Origin of the sequence: Achromobacter sp. ACRQX (assembly GCF_022346505.1) — a bacterium.
GTDB classification, from domain to species: Bacteria; Pseudomonadota; Gammaproteobacteria; order Burkholderiales; family Burkholderiaceae_B; genus Achromobacter; species Achromobacter animicus.
In genome coordinates, this window is sequence record NZ_JAKRML010000001.1 from 268,647 (window position 1) to 290,644 (window position 21,998).

Here is a 21,998-nt window from a genome sequence, read left to right on the forward strand (position 1 = left end):
GGCAACTCGCGGCTCCGTTATTCGTACCGCAGCAGGATCGCCTCGAGGTCACTTCGGGGCCGCATCACCCCCGCCCACAAGGCGTCGTTTCACCCCGCCGGGGTAAACTACGCCGTTAACGCTCAATACCGTACTTACACAGGATTCCCATGGCTCTGCAATGCGGCATCGTCGGCCTGCCCAACGTTGGCAAATCGACACTCTTCAACGCTCTGACCCGCGCCGGCATCGCCGCCGAGAACTATCCGTTCTGCACCATCGAGCCCAACGTCGGCGTCGTCGAAGTGCCGGATCCGCGCCTGCAGAAGCTGGCTGAAATCGTCAAGCCCGAACGCATCCTGTCCGCCACCGTCGAATTCGTCGACATCGCGGGCCTGGTCGCCGGCGCGAGCAAGGGTGAAGGCCTGGGCAACCAGTTCCTCTCGCACATCCGCGAAACCGACGCCATCGTCAACGTCGTGCGCTGCTTCGAAGATCCCAACGTGATCCACGTGGCCGGCAAGGTCGACCCGATCGCCGACATCGAAGTGATCGAAACCGAACTGGCCCTGGCCGACCTACAGACCGCCGAAAAGGCCCTGCAACGCCACCAGAAGACCGCACGCTCGGGCGACAAGGAATCGCAACGCATCGTCGCCGTGCTGGAAAAGTGCATCGCCCAGCTCAACGAAGCCAAGCCCATCCGCGCGCTGGACCTGACCACCGAAGAAAAGGCCGACATCGCCCAGCTCTGCTTCATCACCGCCAAGCGCGCGATGTACGTGGGCAACGTCGCCGACGACGGCTTCACCAACAACCCGCTGCTCGACCGCCTGACCGAATTCGCCGCCGCCCGCAACGCGCCCGTCGTGGCCATCTGCGCCGCCATCGAATCCGAAATCGTCGACCTCGATGACGCCGACCGCGAAGCCTTCCTGAAGGACATGGGCATGGAAGAACCGGGCCTGAACCGCCTGATCCGCGCCGCCTTCAAGCTGCTGGGCCTGCAAACCTACTTCACCGCCGGCGTGAAGGAAGTCCGCGCCTGGACCGTGGCCATCGGCGCCACCGCGCCCCAAGCCGCCGGCGTCATCCACACCGACTTCGAACGCGGCTTCATCCGCGCGCAGACCATCTCGTACGAGGACTACATCACGTACAAGGGCGAGCAGGGCGCGAAGGAAGCCGGGAAGATGCGCGCGGAAGGCAAGGAATACATCGTGCAGGATGGCGATGTGATGAATTTCTTGTTTAACGTCTGACGCGCTGATGACAGGGACCCATCGCTTGCTACATCTGCGGCGCTGGGGCGCGATTGCCCACCCTGGTTGGAGCTTGGGGCTCGCGGTTAATCATTAGTCAACGGGCGCCGTTCTGCGGCGTCCTGTTCATTTCGGCCTCCGGGTTATGGATGGCGTGTTGCGCTTGGCCATCGCCTAAAGCCTGGAACTGCTGCATACAAGAAGCTTGATCACCGTCGAGCACAAAAAATCTAGCGCAGACAGTAAGGAGAAAGTTGGTATGACGGCGAAGGTGCTCTATGAATAAGCATGCGCTTAGCGAACGCGATATCTGCACCAAGTTCATCACACCGGCTCTCGAGAAGTCCGGTTGGGACGTTCTGACACAGGTGCGCGAAGAGTTCCTGCTGACCAAGGGCCGAATCATCGTGCGTGGCAAGCTTCACACACGAGGTCAGCACAAGCGCGCCGATTATGTGCTGTTCCACAAGCCCAACCTGCCTATCGCCGTCATTGAGGCCAAGGACAACAAGCATGCCGTCGGCTCTGGCATGCAGCAGGCGCTGGGCTATGCCGAAATGTTGCAAGTGCCTTTCGTGTTCAGCAGTAATGGCGATGGCTTCTTGTTCCACAACAAGATCTCCAAGGATGGTGTCATCGAGCGCGAGTTGCGTCTGGATGAGTTTCCCAGTGCCGATACGCTGTGGCGATGGTGGGCAGAGCATCAGGGGCTGGACACGCAGCAGCGGGCCTTGGTGGCTCAGGATTACTACAGCGATGGTAGTAACAAGACGCCTCGGTATTACCAACTGCTTGCCATCAATAAAACAATCGAGGCGATTGCCAAGGAGCAAAAGCGCATCCTGTTGGTGATGGCAACGGGCACGGGCAAGACTTACACCGCCTTCCAGATCATCTGGCGGCTGTGGAAATCACGTACCAAAAAGCGCATCCTGTTCCTTGCTGATCGCAACATCTTGGTCGATCAGACCATGACCAACGACTTCAAGCCGTTCGGCGCGGCAATGACCAAGATCCAGAAACGGCAGGCCGACAAGTCGTACGAGATCTACCTGTCTCTTTACCAGGCTGTCACCGGTAACGATGAAGAACGGAACATCTATAAGCAGTTCAGCCCGACTTTTTTTGACTTGATCGTCATTGATGAGTGCCATCGTGGCAGTGCCGCTGCGGATTCTGCCTGGCGCGACATCCTGGATTACTTCCATTCCGCTACCCAGATCGGCCTGACTGCGACGCCTAAGGAAACCAGGGATGTTTCCAACATTGACTACTTTGGCGAGCCCATCTATAGCTACTCGCTACGGCAGGGTATCGATGACGGCTTTCTTGCACCCTACAAGGTGGTGCGCATAGACCTGGACAAAGATCTGACGGGCTGGCGTCCTGACAGGGGCATGATCGACAAGCACGGCAACGAGATCGAAGACCGCATCTATAACCAACGTGATTTCGACAAGACGCTGGTGTTGGAACAGCGTACGCAAGTGGTGGCGCGCAAGATCAGCGAATACCTGAAGGCCAGCAATCGTTTCGACAAGACCATCGTCTTCTGCGACAACATTGACCATGCTGATCGCATGCGCAAAGCGTTGGTCAACGAAAATTCTGACTTGGTGGCGCAGAACCATCGCTATGTCGTGCGCATCACTGGCGATAACGAAGAAGGCAAGATGGAGCTGGATAACTTCATCTTTCCGGAAAGCACGTACCCCGTCATCGCGACCACCTCCAAGCTAATGACCACGGGCGTTGATGCTCAGACCTGCAAACTTATCGTGCTGGATCAGCGTATTCAATCGATGACCGAGTTCAAGCAGATTATTGGTCGTGGAACGCGCATCAATGAAGACTTCGACAAGTACTGGTTCACCATTCTCGATTTTAAGAAGGCGACCGAGCTTTTTGCTGATCCGACTTTTGATGGAGACCCTGTTCAAATCTATGAGCCAGGCCCCGAAGATCCGCCGCTTCCTCCAGACGAGGAGGGCGGGGAGGATTCCCCGGACGATGACCTCACCGATTCCTCGCCCGATGATGAGCCGACTTCGCCGGGCGGCGCCGCCGATCCGCTGCCTGGCGAGGGAGGGGACAACATACGCCGCTATGTTGTCGCCAATGTCGAGGTCAAGGTGGTGGCTGAACGAGTGCAGTATTTCGACGTCAACGGCAAACTGATCACCGAGTCCCTGAAGAGCTACACCCGCAATACCCTTGCCAAGGAGTTCGCGTCGCTTGATGATTTCCTGCGCCATTGGAGCAGGGCCGACAAGAAGCAAGCCATCATCGACGAGCTGGCCCACCAAGGCATTTTTTTTGAAGCTTTGGCCGACGAGGTAGACAAGCATGCGGGCAAGGATTTCGACCCATTCGATCTGCTATGCCACGTGGCATGGGATCAACCTCCGCTCACTCGCAAGGAGCGAGCCGAGCAGGTCAAGAAGCGCCATTATTTCGCCAAGTACGGCGAGCAGGCGCAAAAGGTGCTCGAAGCCCTTCTCGACAAGTATGCCGACGAGGGAGTGGCCGCCATCGAGGAAACACAGATCCTCGCCATCGCCCCTTTTAACCGCCTGGGCACACCGATCGAACTGGTGCGTGCCTTTGGCGGAAAGACTCAATATCAACAGGCCGTAGGCGAGCTCGAGCGAGAGCTCTACCGGGCCTGAATCGCACTAGACTCAGGAAGTATTCATGTCACTTGCAACTCTCATCAAAGCCATTCAGGACATTATGCGCAAGGATGTCGGTGTCGATGGCGACGCCCAGCGCATCAGCCAGATTTGCTGGCTGTTGTTCCTGAAGATCTTTGACGATAAAGAACAGGAATGGGAACTGACCCAGTCCAGCTACCGTTCGCCGCTGCACAACCGCTTTCGCTGGAGCAACTGGGCTAAAGATTCGGAAGGTATGACCGGCGAAGAGCTGATCGACTTCGTCAACAACGACCTCTTTCCTTCCTTGAAACAGCTTGCCACGAAGGCGGGCGTGTCCGCGCAAGGCCGGGTGATCGGCTCGGTGTTCGAGGACGCGTACAACTACATGAAGTCGGGCACGCTGTTGCGTCAGGTGATCAACACCATCGAAGCAGATGTTGATTTCAACAAGTCCAGCGACCGCCACCTATTCAACGACATCTACGAGAAGATCCTTGCCGACCTCCAGTCCGCTGGCAACGCGGGTGAGTACTACACCCCGCGTGCGGTCACGCAGTTCATGGTCGATATACTCGATCCGATATTAGGCGAAAGCATTTTGGACCCGGCATGCGGCACGGGCGGCTTCCTGACCTGCGCCATCGAACACCTCCAGAAGCAGGTCAAGACTTCAGACGACAGCCGGCTCTTACAAGAGAGTATTCACGGCGTCGAAAAGAAGCCTCTGCCGCACATGCTGGCCATAACCAACATGATGCTGCACGGTATCGACGTGCCCACGTATATCCGCCACAACAACACGCTTTCTCGCCCCTTTAAGGACTATGGCCCACGCGACCGGGTGGACATCATTGTCACCAACCCACCGTTCGGTGGGATGGAAGAGGATGGCATCGAAAAGAACTTCCTCGCCAAGCACCAGACCCGCGAAACTGCCGACCTGTTCATGGCGCTGATCATGCACCTGCTCAGGCACGACACCGGCCGCGCTGCAGTGGTGTTGCCGGATGGCTTCCTGTTCGGCGAGGGGGTGAAAACCACGCTCAAGCGCGAACTGCTGGAAGAGTTCAACCTGCACACAGTCGTGCGCTTGCCCAAAGGCGTGTTCGCCCCTTACACCGGCATCGCCACCAACATCCTGTTCTTCGAGAAGGGCGGCCCCACCAAGGACGTATGGTTCTTCGAGCACCCCTACCCGGCAGGCTACAAGAGCTATTCCCGCTCCAAGCCGCTGACCATTGAGGAATTCGATCTTGAGAAAACCTGGTGGGGCGGCCCGCAGCGTAAGGGGCGCAAGACCACCGAGCATGCCTGGAAGGTCTCTGCCAAGGATCTGGCTGCTCGCAACTACAACCTGGACTGCAAGAACCCGCACGAGGTGACCGTCGAACTGGGTGATCCGGACGAACTGATGGCCGAATACCAGGACATCACCCGCCAGTTGCAGGCCGCTCAGCAAGCGCTGAAAACCGAACTGCTGGCCGCGCTCAAGGCCACCAGCGGGGAGGCGGGATGAGCGACAAGCCCGTGTCTCTCGTTACGGCCCCGGAAGGCTACGCCAACTGGTTGGGCGAGCTGAAGAGCCGCATCCACAGTGCCCAGCAGCGGGCCGCGCTGGCCGTCAACCGCGAACTGGTGCTGCTCTATTGGCAGATCGGCCGTGACATCCTGCAACGGCAGGCCGAGCAGGGCTGGGGGGCCAAGGTCATCGAGCGGCTGGCGCACGACCTCAGGACAGCCTTTCCCGAGATGAAGGGCTTTTCCCGCGCCAACCTGATGTACATGCGCTCCTTCGCCGACGCTTGGCCGGACGCGGCAATTGTCCAACAGGCTGTTGGACAATTGCCCTGGGGCCACAACCTGGTGTTGCTGGCCAGGCTGAAGCAGCCAGAACAACGCCTGGCCTATGCCCAGCGCGCCGTGAAACACGGCTGGTCTCGCGCCATACTGGAAATCCATATCGAATCCCGCTTGCTGGAGCGGGAAGGCCAGGCGATCACCAACTTCGCCGACCGTCTCCCCGCGCCGGGAACCGATCTGGCCCGGCAAGCCCTCAAGGATCCCTACCTGTTCGACTTCCTGGATGTTGGCCAGGAAGCCAACGAGCGGGAAATCGAGTCAGCGCTGGTCAAACACATCACCCAGTTCCTGTTGGAATTGGGTGCGGGCTTTGCCTTCGTCGGCCGCCAGGTTCATCTGGAAGTGGGCGGTGACGACTTCTACATCGACCTGTTGTTCTACCACCTTAAGCTGCGCTGCTACGTGGTCATCGAGCTGAAAGCCGAGAAGTTCAAACCAGAACACCTCGGCCAGTTGGGCTTCTACCTTACTGCCGTCGATATGCAGGTCAAGGCCGAACAGGACAACCCCACCATCGGCCTGTTGCTGTGCAAGAGCAAGAACACCGTGGTGGCCGAATACGCATTGCGCGACAAGACCCAGCCCATCGGCGTGGCGGAATACCAATTGATCGAATCCCTGCCTGAAGAACTGCAAACCAGCCTACCCAGCATCGAACAGATCGAGCGAGAACTGGGAGGCGAGCATGAATAAGCACACTGCCGAACTGTTGGAGAAACACTTCGACGTAGCCTTTGCCGCACCCGATGGCATCAAGAAACTCCGCGAGCTGATCCTGACGCTGGCCATGCAGGGCAAGCTGGTTCCGCAAGATCCGAACGAGCAGCCTGCTTGCGAACTGCTTAAAGAGATCGAAGCCGAGAAACAGCGGCTGTTAAAGGAAGGCAGGATCAAGAAGCCAAAACCGTTGCCGCCAGTGACGGAGGAAGAAAAGTCCTATGCATTACCGCAGGGATGGGAGTGGGTGAAGCTAGGGACTCTGGCAAGCTACAAATATGGGAAAACCCCACCATCAAAAAACCCAATTTATTGGATGAGCGAGGATGGCGGCTTTCCATGGATTTCTATTTCAGATTTACCTATTCGTGGATATGTTGCTAAAACTGCTAAAGCGGTTTCAGCTGAAGCGGTTTCTAGTGTTTTTAAGTGTGAGCCTATACCTGCAGGTTCATTGCTAATGAGCTTCAAGCTTTCCATCGGGAAGACGGCAATTACAAAAATTGACGCATATCACAATGAGGCAATCATTTCTTTTATTGGCCTAGGGCAAGGGCTTAAATTCTGGCTTTTCTGGGTGCTGTACCCCGTGGCAAATTCTGGAAAATCAAAGAAGGCCATTAAGGGAAGCACCTTGAACTCAGAGTCTATTGGAGATCTCTTGATCCCCCTCCCTCCATCTGCGGAGCAACATCGCATCGTCGCCAAAATCGACGAATTGATGGCGCGTTGCGATGAACTGGAGAAACTGCGTACTGCACAGCAAAGAGCGCGTCTGACCGTTCATGCCTCAGCCATCAAGCAACTGCTGAACATTGCCAAACCTGACCAGCATCAGCGCGCCCAGGCCTTCCTCGCCGAACACTTCGGCGAACTCTACACCGTCAAGGAAAACGTCGCCGAACTCCGCAAGGCCATCCTGCAACTGGCGGTGATGGGCAAACTAGTCCCGCAAAACCCGGACGACCAGCCCGCCAGCGAGTTGTTGAAAGAGATCGAGGTTGAGAAACAGCGTCTGGTGAAGGAAGGCAAGATAAAGAAACCCAAGCCTTGGCCACCAGTGGCAGAGGAAGAAAAGCCGTATGCGTTGCCCCAAGGTTGGGAGTGGGTGCGAGTATGGGCTGTGTCCCAACTTATAACTTCGGGTTCACGTGATTGGGCAAAGTACTATTCGGAATCGGGGGCGACCTTTGTAACCATGGGAAATCTCTCGAGGGGAAACTACCAACTGCGACTGGAAGAAATTCGATATGTAAATCCTCCGAGAGATGGCGAAGGGGCTAGAACCCGACTGGAGGAAAACGACCTACTCATCTCCATTACTGGGGATGTTGGTAACTTGGGGTTGATTCCGGATGACTTTGGTGAAGCATATATAAATCAGCACACATGCCTCTTGAGGTTTATGTCATGCTGTCGGGGAAGGTTTTTCCCCGAGTTAATGCGCTCTCCCTTTGCAAAAGCCCAGTTTGATGCGCCTCAAAGAGGCATAAAAAACAGTTTCAGACTTGGTGACGTTGGGGAAATGATTGTTCCTCTTCCGCCAATCTTAGAGCAGCATCGAATCGTTGAAAAAATTGATGAAATAATGGCCCTGTGTGACTCCTTGGAACAGCAGATCGGTGCCGCAGCCAGGAAGCAGGCCGAGCTACTCAATACTCTGTTCAATGCCCAGCCACAGGCCGATATAGACAAAGTGTTTCAACCAGCATCGCCTTCAAGTGCTCGGATCATCGATCTGGCTGACTATCGTGCCAGCATCGGTTGCTATGCAATCAACAAGCTCGCCACTGCCCAATACTTCGGTCGAACCGCTGCCGCCAAGGTAATGTATCTGGCGCATGCGTATATTGGCTTGGATCTAGATCTGAAACCCGAACGTGAAGCTGCCGGGCCACTTGATACCTGGATTTATGATTTTGAGCGGCAAGGTCAAGACAAGCGCTGGTTCGAAGTCAATGAGAAAACCTTGGTCAACGGCAAGAAAAAAACGGAGTACCGCTGCTTGACGGCGTTGTCGGAGCCTGCAGCCAAAGCCGAAGCCCTGATGACACCCGGTCAGAAGGCTGAATTTGATCGTTTGATCTACACGCTGGCAGACAAGAAAACCGAAGAGGTCGAGATCATCGCCACGCTTTTCGCGGTCTGGAACGATTTTCTTATCGATGGTGTTCAACCGACGGATACACAGATCATCTCCGATGTTCGCGAAAACTGGCACGAACGCAAAGCACGCTTCACCCCAGCCGAGCTTGGCCGTTGGCTTGATTGGCTACGCAGAGAGAGCATCATTCCTAAAGGACGGCCGCCGAGAACCGTGCAGCAATCAAGATTAGGCCTGGATTAACGGTAAATTTTGTATGGCACCGAGAGGCATGTTCGCAAGACAGGGAGGTGTACAACTTGGGGGGCTTCCAGCGATTCCCGCAAAGGCCGTGGCCTGATTTCCTCGCGAAACCTAGCAGTCACAGCCCTTTGGTGACCGATCAACGTATAAGCGCGTGTTCAACGTCTGACCTTCCTTCGAACGTTTCGATGCGCTGCTAAGCGCATGGCAGTCGCTCGGGCATCGCCCGTGCGACTGCGTCCCAAGTTGGAAATGGGCACTTGCGATGATGGTAATCCCACCCATTTTTAGCGATTGTGAATTCAGACGGTCAGTGCAACATCGCGTCCAGCGCTTCATCGCTCTGCTGGATAAACACTATCCCGCGTGGCGAGAGGCTCGAGCAGAGATCAATGCATTGCCTCTCGCGCCGTAGGAGCGGAAGTGACTTGAAGCAAGCCTAGCAGGCGTGTCAAGCCGAATCGTCTCCTAGCCAGCCTGCTCGGATGTCTCTTGCAGAGAAGGATTGGACGGTTTGCGGGCCAAAACAAGATTTTTACTATTTACCTTCAATACACGGGCTTCTAAAAGTGGTGATCGCCACTTTGCGATGAGGACAGTCCAGTAAAGGCTGTCAGAACAGGAAGCTCGCCATGCCCACTCAATCCGATCTGCGCTTCACGTTCGACCTCGTCGGCAGCGAGGTACAGGACGTCTTCGAGGTCGTCGAGTTTGAGTTTCGCGAAGCCCTTTCCGAAACCTTCCCTCTGGCGGTCGAATTGGCCTGCGCCAATTCCGCAGTCGACTTCGGCCAAGTGCTCGACCGCTCCGCCCGCCTCACTCTCTGGTCCGGGAGACACTCCCGTCCGCTACGTCCACGGCGCCATTTCCTATTTCGTCCAGCGCGAAACCGGTTTTCGCCGCACGCGATACTCCGCTGTCGTCGAACCAATGCTGGCGCGCTTGAAGCTGTGTTCCGATTGGCGCATCTTCCAGTCGCTCACCGTGCCGCAAATCGCCGAAGCGGTGCTCAAGGCTCACGGCATTGCCCACGACTACGCGCGGCGCAACACCATGCACGAATGAAAATGAAAAAACTACCGCGCCGCTATATCTGGCTCTTTCTGTTTGCGGTCGGAGCTACCGCTGTTGCTGGTTGGTCGTGGAATCGAGGCAAAGATATGGACGGGAAAATCATGATGCGGGCATCTTTTGATGAGCCGTTGTTTGACGCAAGTCCGTGGTTCCATCGCGGAACGTATCAGCGGTTCCGCAATGAGGATCAGGCCTTGTTCCCAGGCTTGAAATACTCTCAAATCATCATGATGCGAACATCTCCGCAGCCGTTCACTGATGAGGAAATTGCCTCACTGCGGATAAGGATATACATGGCGCTTACTGACTCTATCGGCGCAGATTTTCAACCGAAAGTGCCAGCGTCTTTCGCTAGCAGGGGGCTGGGCTCTGACTTCGATCCACGGCCTCAGACTGTATATATAAGTAGCGGATTCCGGCGAGGCGTAGGCTCACCCGGCGCTCCCGAAGACTACTATCATTTTTATACGCTGCTGGACGGGCAGCGCTTCTTTGTTTCCATCAAGCGGGATGGAGCGGACGGCAAAACCATCTATACCAGTCGGGATATCAATTCCCGTCTTTCCAAGAGCGAAGCAGAACGACGCTTCGAGGAGCTTCAAGCCAAATCCGACTACCAAGCCTGGCTCGATGCGCCAGGTTGGAAGAAGCGCTCAGGCGAGCCCTGCCCGTGGCCCGGCATTTGGGAATGCTTGGAATTGCCCGTCGGTCAACAGACCTTTGCCTACAACCATCCATTCCCGCAGATCAATGGTCAGGACGTGACATGGCGACATGTGCGATAGCGCAGGCGCTTGAGCCGCAAGCCACGTCTACGACGATCCGTGGCCTGCGATAGACATGTCACGCTTCAAGGCCTGCACTTCGGCTATGGTCCCGGCATCAATGGTGATTTCCCGTATGCCATTTATGTCTGCGGTGCGGAGCAGCAGCCTGATTGCCAGATTGGGCGGGCGTTCAAGCAATAGCTGCTCGCCCGACATACGGCCCACATACTTGAGCATTCCATCAACGTCGGGATTGCGTTGCGCGGTGACGCCGGGCTGTCCCATCCAATTGGCGGGCTGTAGGGCGCCCAGGACATTGATGTTTGAGGTGACCAACACGAAGCGCCAGTAGCGTCCACATCAATCCACCTCCGTCTTGTTTGAAGAGCAATCCGGGGCTTCATAAAAATGGGTGCGTCTCCGCGGCTTTCGAGGCTCGCACCTGAAGCGCAGTATCCGTCCTTTGCACCCCGCGCAGCATGATGCCCAGGGGTGCCAGGGGTATCGAAATCAAAACATTCTCAAAAGTACGAATCAGGTCCGGGTAAAAATCAGATTCTTCGTATGTACTGCGCACAGACAGGCATGCAAGATGCGAGCAAATGGCAGCGCCGTTGAGTCCCTTTTCAAGCGCCGCACAGGATTTGCATGCCGCCCCGTTCCAGTCAAAGATTTCCTTGGTACATCGCCCTGTCATCAGTCGCCGTCCTTGCGGCCGCCATCCGGCTGGGTTATCCCATTCCGAGAGGTGTCGTCTCGCATTCGTGGGACGGGTTCACTAGCGATGGCCCGCAGCTCTTCGCCTACCTTCTGTTGGCGGGAATCGCCGCCTTCATGTGCGCACAATCACGCCTCGAGCGCCGAAGCATTTTGGGGTACGAGGGCGAACGCGCCTTCGTGCTGTGGTTCATGGGGGCTTTCGCGTTTTTATGCGCGTTTGCGGGGTCGGCACTTTATGGGTACTTAAGAGATTTCATCTTCTATGTGATGTATGCCTGGGGGAGTGGCGATTATGAAGACGCATGGGACCGGGCACAGGCGGTTTCTGCCATTGTTCGCGCGTTGTCCCCAATAGTCCTAGTGTTGATGATCGGGGCTGCATTTTTTTTCTGTGTAGTTGTTTTTAAAAGAGAGGAAGTGCGCGGTACGGGCGATGCAGCACGACGGTTTCGCGCAATCGGTATGTTCACGGGAGTGGTCGTCGTGGTATCGCTTCTGGTGGAAGCCAGTGCTCCCGGCTTTACCCCATCGAACTTCATTCGAGCCTACGACTTTTCGTGGCAGCCTGTTTACGGAAGCGTGTCCGTCTTGTTCTGGACCGCGTTGCCCACCTTCATCATCGCGCACTGTGTCGCCCCGCGCGACGTGCCGAACTCTCGGCCCGGACGAATACTCGCTTTTGGAGTCGCCACAGTTGCGGCAATTCAACTGCTGCGTATTGCTGCGATGGAGATCGGCTGGGAGCCATTCATCGTGGCGGTTTTTGACGCGGGATATTTCCCGGCACTCGCCGACTTTCAGGAGAATCACCCCCTGGCTACGGTCGCAATCGTGTACGTGATTCAGCTTCCTTTGGCTTTGATCTCAATATGGTGCGGCGCGAGCTTTGCTCTGAAGTGCCCGCGAGCCAGTGATACACACCAAGCTATCGTCAAGACCTGAGAACCAATGGAAGGCGTTTCCGGCGAGTGTGCTGCCCGCGAAGTAGCAGTCCGTCAGGTGTTCCTTTCCCCCGCCGCCCGCACAAAATTCTCCTCCAACACACTCAACACCCGATTCAACGTATCCACATCCGCGACTGACAGCCCTTTAAGCGACTCCTCAAAAAACTGAGCCCGCTTCGGCAAGGCCTCATTCACCACCGCCTGCCCGGCAGCCGTCAGCGTCGCATTCGTCAGCCGGTTGTCGTCCGCATCCACCGCCCGGGAAATCCACCCCAGCTTCTGCATCGCCTGCAATTGCCGCGTCAATGAAGCCGGATCCAGCCGGCAGCGCTCGGCCAGGTGCTTCTGCGAGCACTGCCCGTTCTCATGCAACGCCAGCAAAATCCGCCACCGCGGCAGCGCGTGACCCACCTTGCTGCTGAAGGCGCTCTGCATCACGCGATACGTCTGGCCCATGTGCTGGATGACTTGCAGGCCTTGTTGTTGTTTGGGCAAAAGCTACTCTCCGACGCCGGCGGGCTCCGGTTTGGATGGCCGGACCAGTTGCACCAGGGGCACGCGCCGCACGCACCAGAGTGCGAAGACGGCGACGGCGAGGGCGATGAGCTGCCCTTCGTGGATGGCGCCCACCAGCGCGATGCGCGCGATTTCGATGAGCGACGTTCCGTCCTGGCCTTGATGGGCCAATTGTGCCAGGAACTCGGTCTGGGCCGCCGGGTTGACCAGCATCTGCGGGTCGTTGAGCTTGGGCAGCCACTGGGCGGAGGCGCCGCGCAGCGTGGATTCGACGCCGCTGAAGTAGCTGTGGCTGACCATGGTGCCGACGACGGCGGTGCCCAGCATGCCGCCGATCATGCGCAGGGATTGCAGCAGCGCGGTGGCGATGCCCAGGTGGCTGCGGCCGGCGGTCTGCTGGGCGAAGACGGTGAGGTTGGGCATGATGAAGCCCATGCCCAGGCCGGCCATCGTCATGTAGGCGCCGATCAGCAGGTGCGACGTGTAGCTGTGGGTCGTGACGATGCCCAGGCACGAGAACGCCATGAGAATGAAACCGGCGTACAGCATGCGGTTGGGGTTGCGGATGCGCGTGATGATGCGGCCGTTGACGATGCTGCCGACGGTGATGAAGACGACCATGGGCGTGATGAGCAGGCCCGCCTGCTGGGGCGACAGCCCGAAGCCGCCTTGCAGGAGCAGGGGCGCGTAAAAGAGCAGGGAATACATCGTCACGCCGACCAGCAGGGCCAGAGTGAAGAGCATGGCCAGGCCGCGGTTGCGGAACATATCCAGGGGCAGGAGCGGATGCGGGCAGCGGCGTTCCCACCAGATCAGGGCAGCGAAGGCGGCGATGCTGCCGGCGCCCAGCATTACAAGGGAAGGCGTGAAGCCGTCCTTGGGCAGGAGTTCCACGAGCAACTGCATGGTCCCCAGCGCCACGGCGATCAAGATCGCACCCTGCCAGTCCAGCCGGACCTTGCCCGGACTCTGGTTGCGCAGGTGCGGCAGGTAGCGGGCGACGAACCACAGGCCCAGGATGCCGATGGGCAGGTTGACGTAGAAGACGGAGCGCCAGCCGTAGTGTTCCGTCAGGGCGCCGCCGAGCGTGGGACCGACCGCATTGGCGATGCCGAAGGCGGCGCTGAGCATGACCTGCCAGCGTAGACGTACATGGGGATCCGGGAATAGATCGGGAATACAGGCGAAAGCGGTGCCGACGAGCATGCCCCCGCCGATGCCTTGCAGCGCCCGCGCCAGCACCAGTTCGAGCATCGTGTCGGCCGCGCCGCACAGGACCGAGGCCAGGGTGAACAGCACGATGGCGGCCACGACGAAGGGTTTGCGGCCGTAGTAATCGCCCAGCCGCCCGAAGATCGGCACGGTGATGACGGACGTCAGCAGGTAAGACGTCGCTACCCATGCATACAGTTCGAAGCCGCGAAGTTCCGCCACAATGGTGGGCAGCGCGGTGCCCACCACGGTCTGGTCGATGGCGACCAGCATCATCACGAAGCACATGCCCAGCATGGCCAGCAGGGTTTGCCGGAAGGGCAGGATCTGGCCGGGCGAGTGTGGAGAGGTGGGGGCGGGGGCGGTCATTGTTGGACGCATCAATAATTGATCGATCAATTATTCTAGTCCTACAATCCACCGGTCAGGAAGCCGTCAGCTTGGCCGATCCCGCTGATCGGCCTGATTTGTTACGATAGCGGTTATCTGCACGCTGGGTTACCGGCGTCTTCAGCAGGCCTTCCTCGGTAGCACCTTCCTTTGGCGCCCATGCCGCAGGCTCGGCAGGAGCGAGGACACGCCCTGAAAGGCAAGCCTCTGAATGGCAAGTCCGTCAAGGCAAGTCGGTCCGGGCAAGCCCGGCAAGGCAAACCTGACAGGCAAGCCCAGGATTGCAGACAGTTCAATAGGCCAGCGGTCTTCCGCCGGCAACGCACCTTCCCCGCGCGTGGCGCGGTGGGCGGTATCAAGGATTTCCAGTCGAGGTACCGACGGGGCAGCAATGAAAACGTGGTTCAAGCGCATTTTGATAGGCCTGGTAGTGTTGGTTGTCGTGGCCGTCGTCGGCCTGGCCATCTTCTTGCTGACATTCGACCCCAACGCGTACAAGTACAAGCTGGAAGAGCTTGTCCAGGAACGCTATCAACGCACGTTGACGATCGACGGCGAGATCGAGCTATCGCTCTTCCCGCGGATCGGCCTGTATGTGCAGGGCGTCTCCCTGTCCGAACCCAATAGCACGGACACGTTTGCCTCCATCGAGAGCACGCGCCTTGCCGTGGCCGTGTGGCCGCTGCTGTCCAACAGCTTTGTCGTGGACCACGTCGCCATCAGCGGGCTGAAGGCGCGCGTCGTGCGGGACAAGCAGGGCCAATTCAATTTCAGCAATCTGGTCGGCGGCACGCAGCCGGTCACCGATGCCCCCAGCAATCCGGCCGAAGCCTTGGTGGGCGCGGCCCAGACCGCCGCGCAGGCGATCACCAGCGGCAACATGCCGCCGTCGCGCAACAATATGCAGATCGACATCGCCGGCCTGGACCTGAAGGACGGCGAAGTGCAGATGCAGGACGCGATAACGGGCATGGCGGTCGCGGTGACGCGCATCAACGCCAACACCGGCCGCGTCACGTTCAATCAGCCGTTCGACGTGCGCATGACGGCGCGCGTCGAAGGCGGCTATCCGCGCGTGGATGCCAACCTGACCGGCCAGGCGCTGCTGACGCTGGACCCTTCCGCCAAGCGCTATGCCGCACAGCGGTTGGACCTGCGCATGGACGGCAAGCTGCCGGGCGCCGAGGCCAAGAGCCTGGTGATGCGCGGCAACCTGGCGTTCAACGGCCAGAAGTCCGCGTTGGACGTCGGTGGCCTGGAACTGCTGTTCCAGGGCGACGTGACCGAACCCTCGGTCAAGGCGACCAATGTGGAAGCCAGCGTGGCGATCCCCAAGCTGGCGATCGATCCGCACAAGAGCCAACTCCAGATCGAAAAGCTTGCCGTGCGCGCCAAGGGCGGCGTGGTTGATGGCCCCTTCGAACTGGCCGTCGATGCGCCGGCGCTCAATATTTCCCCCGCGTCGGCTACCGGCGAGGCCCTGACGGGCCGGGTGCGGATCAGCGGCCTGGATGCCAGCTTCGGCCTGAACGGCATCAGCGGAAATGCCGGCGAACTGGATATCAAGGAAGCCAAGCTGGACAGCACGTCCAAGAAGGGCGACCGTGTGGTGAAGCTGAATTTCGCGTCACCGCTCAGCCTGAACCTGCTGATGCGTAGCGGCGCCATGTCGGCGCTGCGTGGCGACGTGAACATCACCGATCCCGGCCTGCCCAAGGGCAGCCTGCAGATTCCGGTGATCGGCAGCCTGACGGTGGACCTGCTCAAGGATCAGGCCACCAGCAAGATCAACGCGGTGCTGGAAGGCGGCAAGTTCGACCTCAGCGCCGACATCACGAAACTGACCGACACGCCGCAGATGAAGTTCGCGCTTGTCGTGGACACGCTGGATCTGGACAAGCTGGTGCCGCCCGTGGTGGCCGCGCCGCCCAAGCCGCCCGCGGACGGCAAAAAGGACGACAGCAAGCCCGCGCCGGCCCCGGCCCCAGCCGCACCGGTCGATGACACGATCAACCTGTCGGCGCTGGTCGGCCCCAGCGTCAACGGCACGCTGAAGGTGGGCAAGCTGGTGGTCCGCGGCTTGAAGGCCGACGAAGTCTCGGCCTCGGTCAAGCTGGACAAGGGCAAGCTCGACATCTCCGACCTCGCGGCAGGCCTCTACGGCGGCAAGCTGGCGGGGGCGCTGTCCGTGGACGCGGCGCAGGGCAATCAGATCGCCACCAAGATGACGCTGGCCGGCATCGCAATCGAACCGCTGCTGGTGGATCTGGCCAAGCGCAACGTGCTGAGCGGCACGGGTAACCTGTCGCTGGACCTGAAGACCGGCGGCGCCAACATCTACGCGATGAAGAGCGGCCTGGGCGGCACGCTGCAATTGAAGCTGCGGGATGGCGCCGTGAAGGGCATCGATCTGACGCAGACGTTGCGCGACCTGAAAGCCCGCTTCTCGCCGGATGCGCAGAACGAAACGGTGGCTGCGGACACGGGCAAGCAGACGCAGTTCTCGGAACTGGACGCGGACTTCGCCATCGCCAAGGGCATTGCCACCGTCAAGCGCCTGAACTTCGTGTCGCCGCTGCTGCGGGTCACGCAGGGCGAGCCGGCCAGCATCGACTTCGTCAAGAGCGAGCTGGATCTGGTGGCGCGCGCTCGGGTCATCAACCCGGCGGCGAATCCCGATGGCAAGGAACTGATCGACCTGAAGGACGTGACCATTCCCGTCCATTTCAAGGGCCCGTTCGACAACCCTTCGTACACGCTGCTCTGGAAGGACGCCATCGGCGGCATTCTGAAGCGCAGCCTGGAGAACAAGCTCAAGGAAGCGGTCTCCGGCAAGGGCAAGAGCGGCGCCGCGGTGGACAAGGCCTTGAAAGGATTGCTGGGCAAATGAGCGCAGAACAGTTCCAGCCGATCGCCGAATGCGGCGTGACGACGCAGGTCCAGGCGGCCGGCTATCACCGCCAGTGGCTGGTGGCCAATGATTCGGGGCAGTGGTTGAACCGCGAGCTGTGCCCCCGCCTGGCCGAGGTGTCGGTGGATTTGCGTTTGGGCTACCTGGTGTTGAAGGCGCCAGGCATGCTGCGCATGGACATCCCGCTGGACGTGATCGAAGACGACGACAGCGTGCGCTACAGCATGATGGTGGGCGAGCAGACCATTGACGTCATTGACGAAGGCGAGCTGGCCGCGGCCTGGATCTCGAACTTCGTACAGGTGCCTTGCCGCATCATGAAGGTGCACCCGGACACGCCCGTGTCCGCCTGGCCGGCCTGAACGCAGCCAGCCCCGGTTTTCAAGCGCCCGCTCGGGCGCGCCTGTATTCGAAAGCGGTGTGAGCCACGAGGCCCGCCGCGAGGCCCCAGAAGGCCGACCCAATCCCCCAGAAACTGAATCCCGACGCGGTCGCAAGCAGCGTGATGAGCGCGGCTTCGCGCCGTTGCGGATTGGCCATGGCGGCGGCCATGCCGCCCATGATGGTGCCCAGCAGCGCCAGTCCGGCCAGCGCCGCCAGCAGCGCGGCGGGCAGCGCCTGGAAGAAGACCGCAACCGCGCCCGCGACGATGCTGAGCGCGACGTAGCTGACGCCGTAGGTGGCGGCGGCAATGTAGCGCTTGCCCGGATCAGGATGCGCTTCGGGGCCGGTACAGATGGCCGCGCTGATCGCGCCCATGGTGACGCTGTGCGCGCCGAAGGGGGCAGCCACCAGGCCCAGCAGGCCGGTGGCGGCGACCAGGCGCGATGCGGGCGGACGGTAACCTGCGGCCTGCAGGATGGCCAGACCGGGCAGGTTCTGCGACGCCATGGCCACGACAAAGAGCGGAATGCCCAGGCTGACCGCGGCCTGCGCGCTGAATGCGGGCGTGGTCCATACGAATTCGGTCAGGCGCCAATCCAGCTGGTCGACCCGCATGAGGCCCATTCCGGCCGCCATGGCCACGGCCACGGCCATCACCACCAGCACCGCGTAACGCGGCGCCCAGCGGCGGCACAGCAGGTATGCGGCGCACATGGCCAACACCAGCGCGGGCTGCTTGTTGATGTTGCTGAAGATGCCCATGCCGAAATTGAGCAGCACGCCGGCCAGCATGGCGGCGGCGACCTCGCCGGGAATGCGGCGCAGGATGGGATCGATCCAGCCGAACAGCCCGCAGGCCAGCGTCAGGCCGGCTGCCAGCACGAAGGCGCCGACGGCTTCATTGAAGGGGACGCCTGCCAGCGCGGTGACGAGCAGCGCCGCGCCGGGCGTGGACCACGCCATGACCACGGGCAGGCCCGTGCGCAGGCTGTAGAACGCGCCGCCCAGGCCTAGCACCAGGCTTAGCGAGCCGATCCACGAGCCGATGCGTGCGGCATCCAGGCCCGCGGCATGACCCGCCTGCACCATCAGCACGGCAGTGCCGCCAAAACTGACCAGGACGGCGACCAGCCCGGCAGCGACCGCGGACGCGGAAATGTCGCGTCGGGCGTGGTGCGGGGAGGGGGAAAGGTTGATGCTGGGCGGCGCCGCGTCGCTCATGCGGCACCGGTCAGGCGTCGGTACTTGGCCATGAGTTGCTCCTGGCCTTCATTCCATTGCGGGTGCAGCTCGATGCACTCCACGGGACAGACCACCTTGCATTGGGGCTCGTCGTGATGGCCGACGCATTCCGTGCACCGGTCGGGGTCGATGACGTAGTAGTCCTCGCCCATGGAGATCGCGTCGTTCGGGCACTGGGGCTCGCAAACGTCGCAATTGATGCATTCTTCGGTGATGGTCAGGGCCATGATGGGCAACGGAAAGGCGATTGGCCCGGCCATTGTAGCGCCGGGCGGCCGGGGCCCGGAAAGCGCGAAAAGGGCGCTTGCGCGCCCCTTCGGGGATGTTGCAGACGGGGCTTCAGCCCGGCCAGGACTGTTCGCGGCGTTCCTTGGCCTTTTCCTGCAGCCAGCGCTCGACCGACGGGAACACGAACTTGCTGACGTCGCCGCCAAGCTGGGCGATTTCGCGGACGATGGTGCCCGAGATGAACTGGTACTGGTCGGACGGCGTCATGAAGAGCGTCTCGACGTCCGGCAGCAGATGGCGGTTCATGCCGGCCATCTGGAATTCGTATTCGAAGTCGGACACGGCGCGCAGCCCGCGCACAATGACGCGGCCATTCTGTTCACGCACGAAGTCCTTGAGCAGGCCGCCAAAGCTTTGCACTTCCACGTTGGGATAGTGCCCCAGCACTTCGCGCGCGATATCCACGCGCTCGTCGATGCTGAAGAAGGGCTTCTTGTTGCGGCTAGTGGCGATCCCCACCACGACTTTGTCGAAAAGCGTGGCTGCACGGCGAACCAGGTCCTCGTGGCCCCTGGTCAGCGGGTCGAAAGTGCCGGGATAAACAGCGATGATCATGCGAGCTCCGTACCGTTATTAGTGGTGTACACCATCCTCCGAAGCCGGATTATTGATCGATTTGCGCAATGCAGCAAATTCCAGAAGATGGAAGTGCACGGCGCCGGCCTTGTCCTGCCGCAGAATCTCGAATCCTTCGGGGGCTTCGATGGCGGATTCCGCCTCGACATAGACTAGTCCATGATCGGTCAGAATGCCCGGCAGGATCGGCCACAGGCGCGGCAGCCAGCCCTGTCCAAAGGGCGGATCCAGCAGGATGAGGTCAAACCGGGACGCATCCATCCGTTCGGCGACCTGCATCGCATCGCCCACATGGATGCGTATCATGTCGGCTTTGAGCTTGTCGCGCAGTGTCCGCAGCGCGGACGCGGCGGTCCTGTCCCGCTCGACCATCTGCACATGCGCCACGCCGCGCGAGGCCGCCTCGAAGCCCAGGGCGCCGCTGCCGGCAAAAAGATCCAGCACCTGCTTGTCGGCGAACTCGCCGCCCCACAGGTGTGTAAGCCAGTTGAAAAGCGTTTCGCGGACCCGGTCGGGCGTGGGACGCAGCGTCTCCACGTCGGGCACGGCGATGGGGGTGCGCCTGTATTGGCCCCCGACGATACGAATATACTTGTTACCCATGTTTAGCCGCTTCTTCAAGAAAAAATCCCCTCCGCCCGCCACGCCGGCTCAGCCCGCGTCGCCGCCGGAGGTTGTCGACGCGCCAGTCGCGCCCGCGGAGCCGTCTTCGGCTCCGTCCAGCCCGGCGCCTGCGTCGGCTGCTCCCGAGCTTCGTCAGGAACCGGTTGCGCCGGTTGCAGCGCCGGTCACTGCGCCTGTTCCGGCGCCAGTAACCCCGCCGGTCCCGGCTGCGCCTACGCCAGCGCCGGCCGTCTCGGTAACGCCTGCGCCGGCGACGACGTCTGCACAGCCTGCGCCGACTCCGACTCCGGCCGCGCCGTCCCTCACCCGTACCGCGCCGGCTTCCGCACCGGTTGCGGCGTCTGCAGCAGCCGCTGGCGCCACGCCCGCCACTGAGCCGTTCCGCGCACCGCAGCCGCCCGTCCCGGCGCCTGCACCGGTCGTCGCGCCCGTGCCGGCACCTGCGCCTGTAGTCCCGGCACCTGCTCCTGCGGCCCCGGCACCTGCGCCGGTATCAACGCTCGCGCCTGTCGCGGCGCCTGCGCCGGTTGTCCCGGCTGTCCAGGAACCCGCACCCGCCGAGGCGCCCAAAAAGGCCTCCTGGCTGTCGCGCCTGAAGCAAGGACTGTCCCGCACGGGCCAAAGCATCGGCGGCATTTTTGTCGGCGTGAAGGTCGACGAGAACCTGTTCGAGGAACTCGAATCGGCCCTCATTATGGCCGATGCAGGCCTTGAGGCCACCGAGAAGCTTCTGACGGCGCTGCGCGCGCGCGTCAAGAAGGAACGCATTGAAGACCCGGCCAAGGTGAAGACGGCGTTGCGCCAACTGCTGGCCGATCATCTGCGTCCGCTGGAGCGCGCCTTTGATCTGAAGCGCACGCAACCGCTGGTGGTCATGATTGCCGGCGTGAACGGCGCGGGCAAGACCACGTCCATCGGCAAGCTGGCGCATACGTTCCAGCGCCAGGGCGCCAGCGTGCTGCTGGCCGCCGGCGACACGTTCCGCGCCGCCGCACGCGAGCAGTTGGTGGAATGGGGCAGCCGCAACAACGTCAGCGTGATTTCGCAGGATGGCGGCGATCCCGCCGCCGTGGCGTTCGACTCGGTGAATGCCGGTCGCGCGCGCGGCATGGGCGTGGTGATGGTGGATACGGCCGGCCGTCTGCCCACGCAGCTGCACCTGATGGAAGAACTGAAGAAGATCCGCCGCGTCATCGGCAAGGCGGACGCCAGCGCGCCGCACGAGGTGCTGCTGGTGGTGGACGGCAACACGGGTCAGAATGCGCTGGCGCAGATCCGCGCGTTTGACGCCGCGATCAACCTGACCGGCCTGGTGGTGACCAAGCTGGACGGCACCGCCAAGGGCGGCACGCTGGCCGCCGTCGCAGCCGGCAGCCAAGGCGTGCGTCCGGTGCCGGTGTACTGGATCGGCGTCGGCGAAAGCCTGGAAGACCTGCAGCCCTTCGTGGCGGACGAGTTCGCGGCGGCGTTGCTGGCCGACTGAGTCCGTTCATTCGGAACTCATCGCTGTCTTGCAAGAGGCCATAAA

Annotated in this window: 19 protein-coding genes; 11 read left to right on the forward strand and 8 right to left on the reverse strand. The window is 60.5% G+C overall.

The features are described 5' to 3' along the window. The first annotated feature begins 149 nt into the window (after nt 1-149). The 5 genes from ychF (at nt 150) to MHZ91_RS01180 (ending at nt 8,822) form a co-directional block, all read left to right on the forward strand. Complete coding sequence (ychF, locus tag MHZ91_RS01160) at nt 150-1,241, forward strand: redox-regulated ATPase YchF (RefSeq protein ID WP_175122546.1); 1,092 nt, start codon at nt 150-152, stop codon at nt 1,239-1,241. 278 nt (nt 1,242-1,519) lie between these two features. After that, entirely contained in the window at nt 1,520-3,910 is a 2,391-nt protein-coding gene (gene hsdR / locus MHZ91_RS01165) for an EcoAI/FtnUII family type I restriction enzme subunit R (protein ID WP_239211637.1), read from the forward strand. Nucleotides 3,911-3,935: 25 nt separating this feature from the next. After that, a complete protein-coding gene (locus tag MHZ91_RS01170; protein ID WP_239211647.1) occupies nt 3,936-5,414 on the forward strand; it encodes a class I SAM-dependent DNA methyltransferase in 1,479 nt (492 codons plus the stop codon). Then, entirely contained in the window at nt 5,411-6,451 is a 1,041-nt protein-coding gene (locus tag MHZ91_RS01175; protein ID WP_239211649.1) for a YhcG family protein, read from the forward strand. The genes MHZ91_RS01170 and MHZ91_RS01175 overlap by 4 nt, the downstream gene beginning before the upstream one ends. Continuing rightward, nucleotides 6,444-8,822 (forward strand): restriction endonuclease subunit S, encoded by a 2,379-nt coding sequence (locus MHZ91_RS01180; RefSeq protein ID WP_239211661.1) that lies wholly within the window; start codon nt 6,444-6,446, stop codon nt 8,820-8,822. The genes MHZ91_RS01175 and MHZ91_RS01180 overlap by 8 nt, the downstream gene beginning before the upstream one ends. A gap of 563 nt (nt 8,823-9,385) precedes the next feature. On the opposite strand, the gene MHZ91_RS01185 is transcribed toward MHZ91_RS01180, so the two are convergent. Beyond that, complete coding sequence (locus tag MHZ91_RS01185; RefSeq protein WP_239211993.1) at nt 9,386-9,616, reverse strand: hypothetical protein; 231 nt, start codon at nt 9,614-9,616, stop codon at nt 9,386-9,388. Between MHZ91_RS01185 and MHZ91_RS01190 the strand changes: the two genes are divergently transcribed. Both MHZ91_RS01190 and MHZ91_RS01195 read left to right on the forward strand, forming a co-directional pair. Next, nucleotides 9,534-9,887 carry a contractile injection system protein, VgrG/Pvc8 family gene (locus MHZ91_RS01190; RefSeq protein ID WP_239211664.1) on the forward strand — a complete coding sequence of 118 codons (354 nt, stop codon included), beginning with the start codon at nt 9,534-9,536 and terminating at the stop codon, nt 9,885-9,887. The genes MHZ91_RS01185 and MHZ91_RS01190 overlap by 83 nt on opposite strands. 2 nt (nt 9,888-9,889) lie before the next feature. Next, a complete protein-coding gene (locus tag MHZ91_RS01195) occupies nt 9,890-10,681 on the forward strand; it encodes a hypothetical protein (RefSeq protein WP_239211667.1) in 792 nt (263 codons plus the stop codon). 27 nt (nt 10,682-10,708) lie between these two features. Here MHZ91_RS01195 and MHZ91_RS01200 read toward each other — a convergent pair whose 3' ends face one another. Further along, nucleotides 10,709-11,002 carry a hypothetical protein gene (locus MHZ91_RS01200; RefSeq protein ID WP_239211682.1) on the reverse strand — a complete coding sequence of 98 codons (294 nt, stop codon included), beginning with the start codon at nt 11,000-11,002 and terminating at the stop codon, nt 10,709-10,711. 309 nt (nt 11,003-11,311) lie between these two features. Between MHZ91_RS01200 and MHZ91_RS01205 the strand changes: the two genes are divergently transcribed. Next, a complete protein-coding gene (locus MHZ91_RS01205; protein WP_239211693.1) occupies nt 11,312-12,325 on the forward strand; it encodes a hypothetical protein in 1,014 nt (337 codons plus the stop codon). Between the two features lie 53 nt (nt 12,326-12,378). Here MHZ91_RS01205 and MHZ91_RS01210 read toward each other — a convergent pair whose 3' ends face one another. Both MHZ91_RS01210 and MHZ91_RS01215 read right to left on the reverse strand, forming a co-directional pair. After that, entirely contained in the window at nt 12,379-12,822 is a 444-nt protein-coding gene (locus tag MHZ91_RS01210; RefSeq protein ID WP_239211696.1) for a MarR family winged helix-turn-helix transcriptional regulator, read from the reverse strand. A gap of 3 nt (nt 12,823-12,825) precedes the next feature. Beyond that, on the reverse strand, nt 12,826-14,424 hold the full coding sequence (locus MHZ91_RS01215; protein ID WP_239211699.1) for an MDR family MFS transporter: 1,599 nt from the start codon (nt 14,422-14,424) through the stop codon (nt 12,826-12,828). A 412-nt stretch (nt 14,425-14,836) separates the two neighbouring features. On the opposite strand from MHZ91_RS01215, the gene MHZ91_RS01220 reads away from it, so the two are divergent. After that, entirely contained in the window at nt 14,837-17,335 is a 2,499-nt protein-coding gene (locus MHZ91_RS01220) for an AsmA family protein (RefSeq protein ID WP_239211702.1), read from the forward strand. Continuing rightward, nucleotides 17,332-17,718, forward strand: coding sequence for an MOSC N-terminal beta barrel domain-containing protein (locus MHZ91_RS01225; protein ID WP_239211705.1), 387 nt, complete (start codon nt 17,332-17,334; stop codon nt 17,716-17,718). Before MHZ91_RS01220 ends, MHZ91_RS01225 begins: the two co-directional genes overlap by 4 nt. Before the next feature lie 19 nt (nt 17,719-17,737). On the opposite strand, the gene MHZ91_RS01230 is transcribed toward MHZ91_RS01225, so the two are convergent. The 4 genes from MHZ91_RS01230 to rsmD form a co-directional block, all read right to left on the reverse strand. Further along, nucleotides 17,738-18,961 carry a benzoate/H(+) symporter BenE family transporter gene (locus MHZ91_RS01230; protein WP_239211708.1) on the reverse strand — a complete coding sequence of 408 codons (1,224 nt, stop codon included), beginning with the start codon at nt 18,959-18,961 and terminating at the stop codon, nt 17,738-17,740. Next, on the reverse strand, nt 18,958-19,209 hold the full coding sequence (locus MHZ91_RS01235; protein WP_006391351.1) for a YfhL family 4Fe-4S dicluster ferredoxin: 252 nt from the start codon (nt 19,207-19,209) through the stop codon (nt 18,958-18,960). Before MHZ91_RS01235 ends, MHZ91_RS01230 begins: the two co-directional genes overlap by 4 nt. 112 nt (nt 19,210-19,321) lie before the next feature. Beyond that, a complete protein-coding gene (gene coaD, locus MHZ91_RS01240) occupies nt 19,322-19,825 on the reverse strand; it encodes a pantetheine-phosphate adenylyltransferase (RefSeq protein ID WP_056325406.1) in 504 nt (167 codons plus the stop codon). A gap of 18 nt (nt 19,826-19,843) precedes the next feature. Next, complete coding sequence (gene rsmD, locus MHZ91_RS01245; RefSeq protein ID WP_175122810.1) at nt 19,844-20,449, reverse strand: 16S rRNA (guanine(966)-N(2))-methyltransferase RsmD; 606 nt, start codon at nt 20,447-20,449, stop codon at nt 19,844-19,846. A gap of 451 nt (nt 20,450-20,900) precedes the next feature. On the opposite strand from rsmD, the gene ftsY reads away from it, so the two are divergent. After that, complete coding sequence (ftsY, locus tag MHZ91_RS01250; RefSeq protein WP_239211711.1) at nt 20,901-21,953, forward strand: signal recognition particle-docking protein FtsY; 1,053 nt, start codon at nt 20,901-20,903, stop codon at nt 21,951-21,953. Nucleotides 21,954-21,998 lie beyond the last annotated feature (45 nt).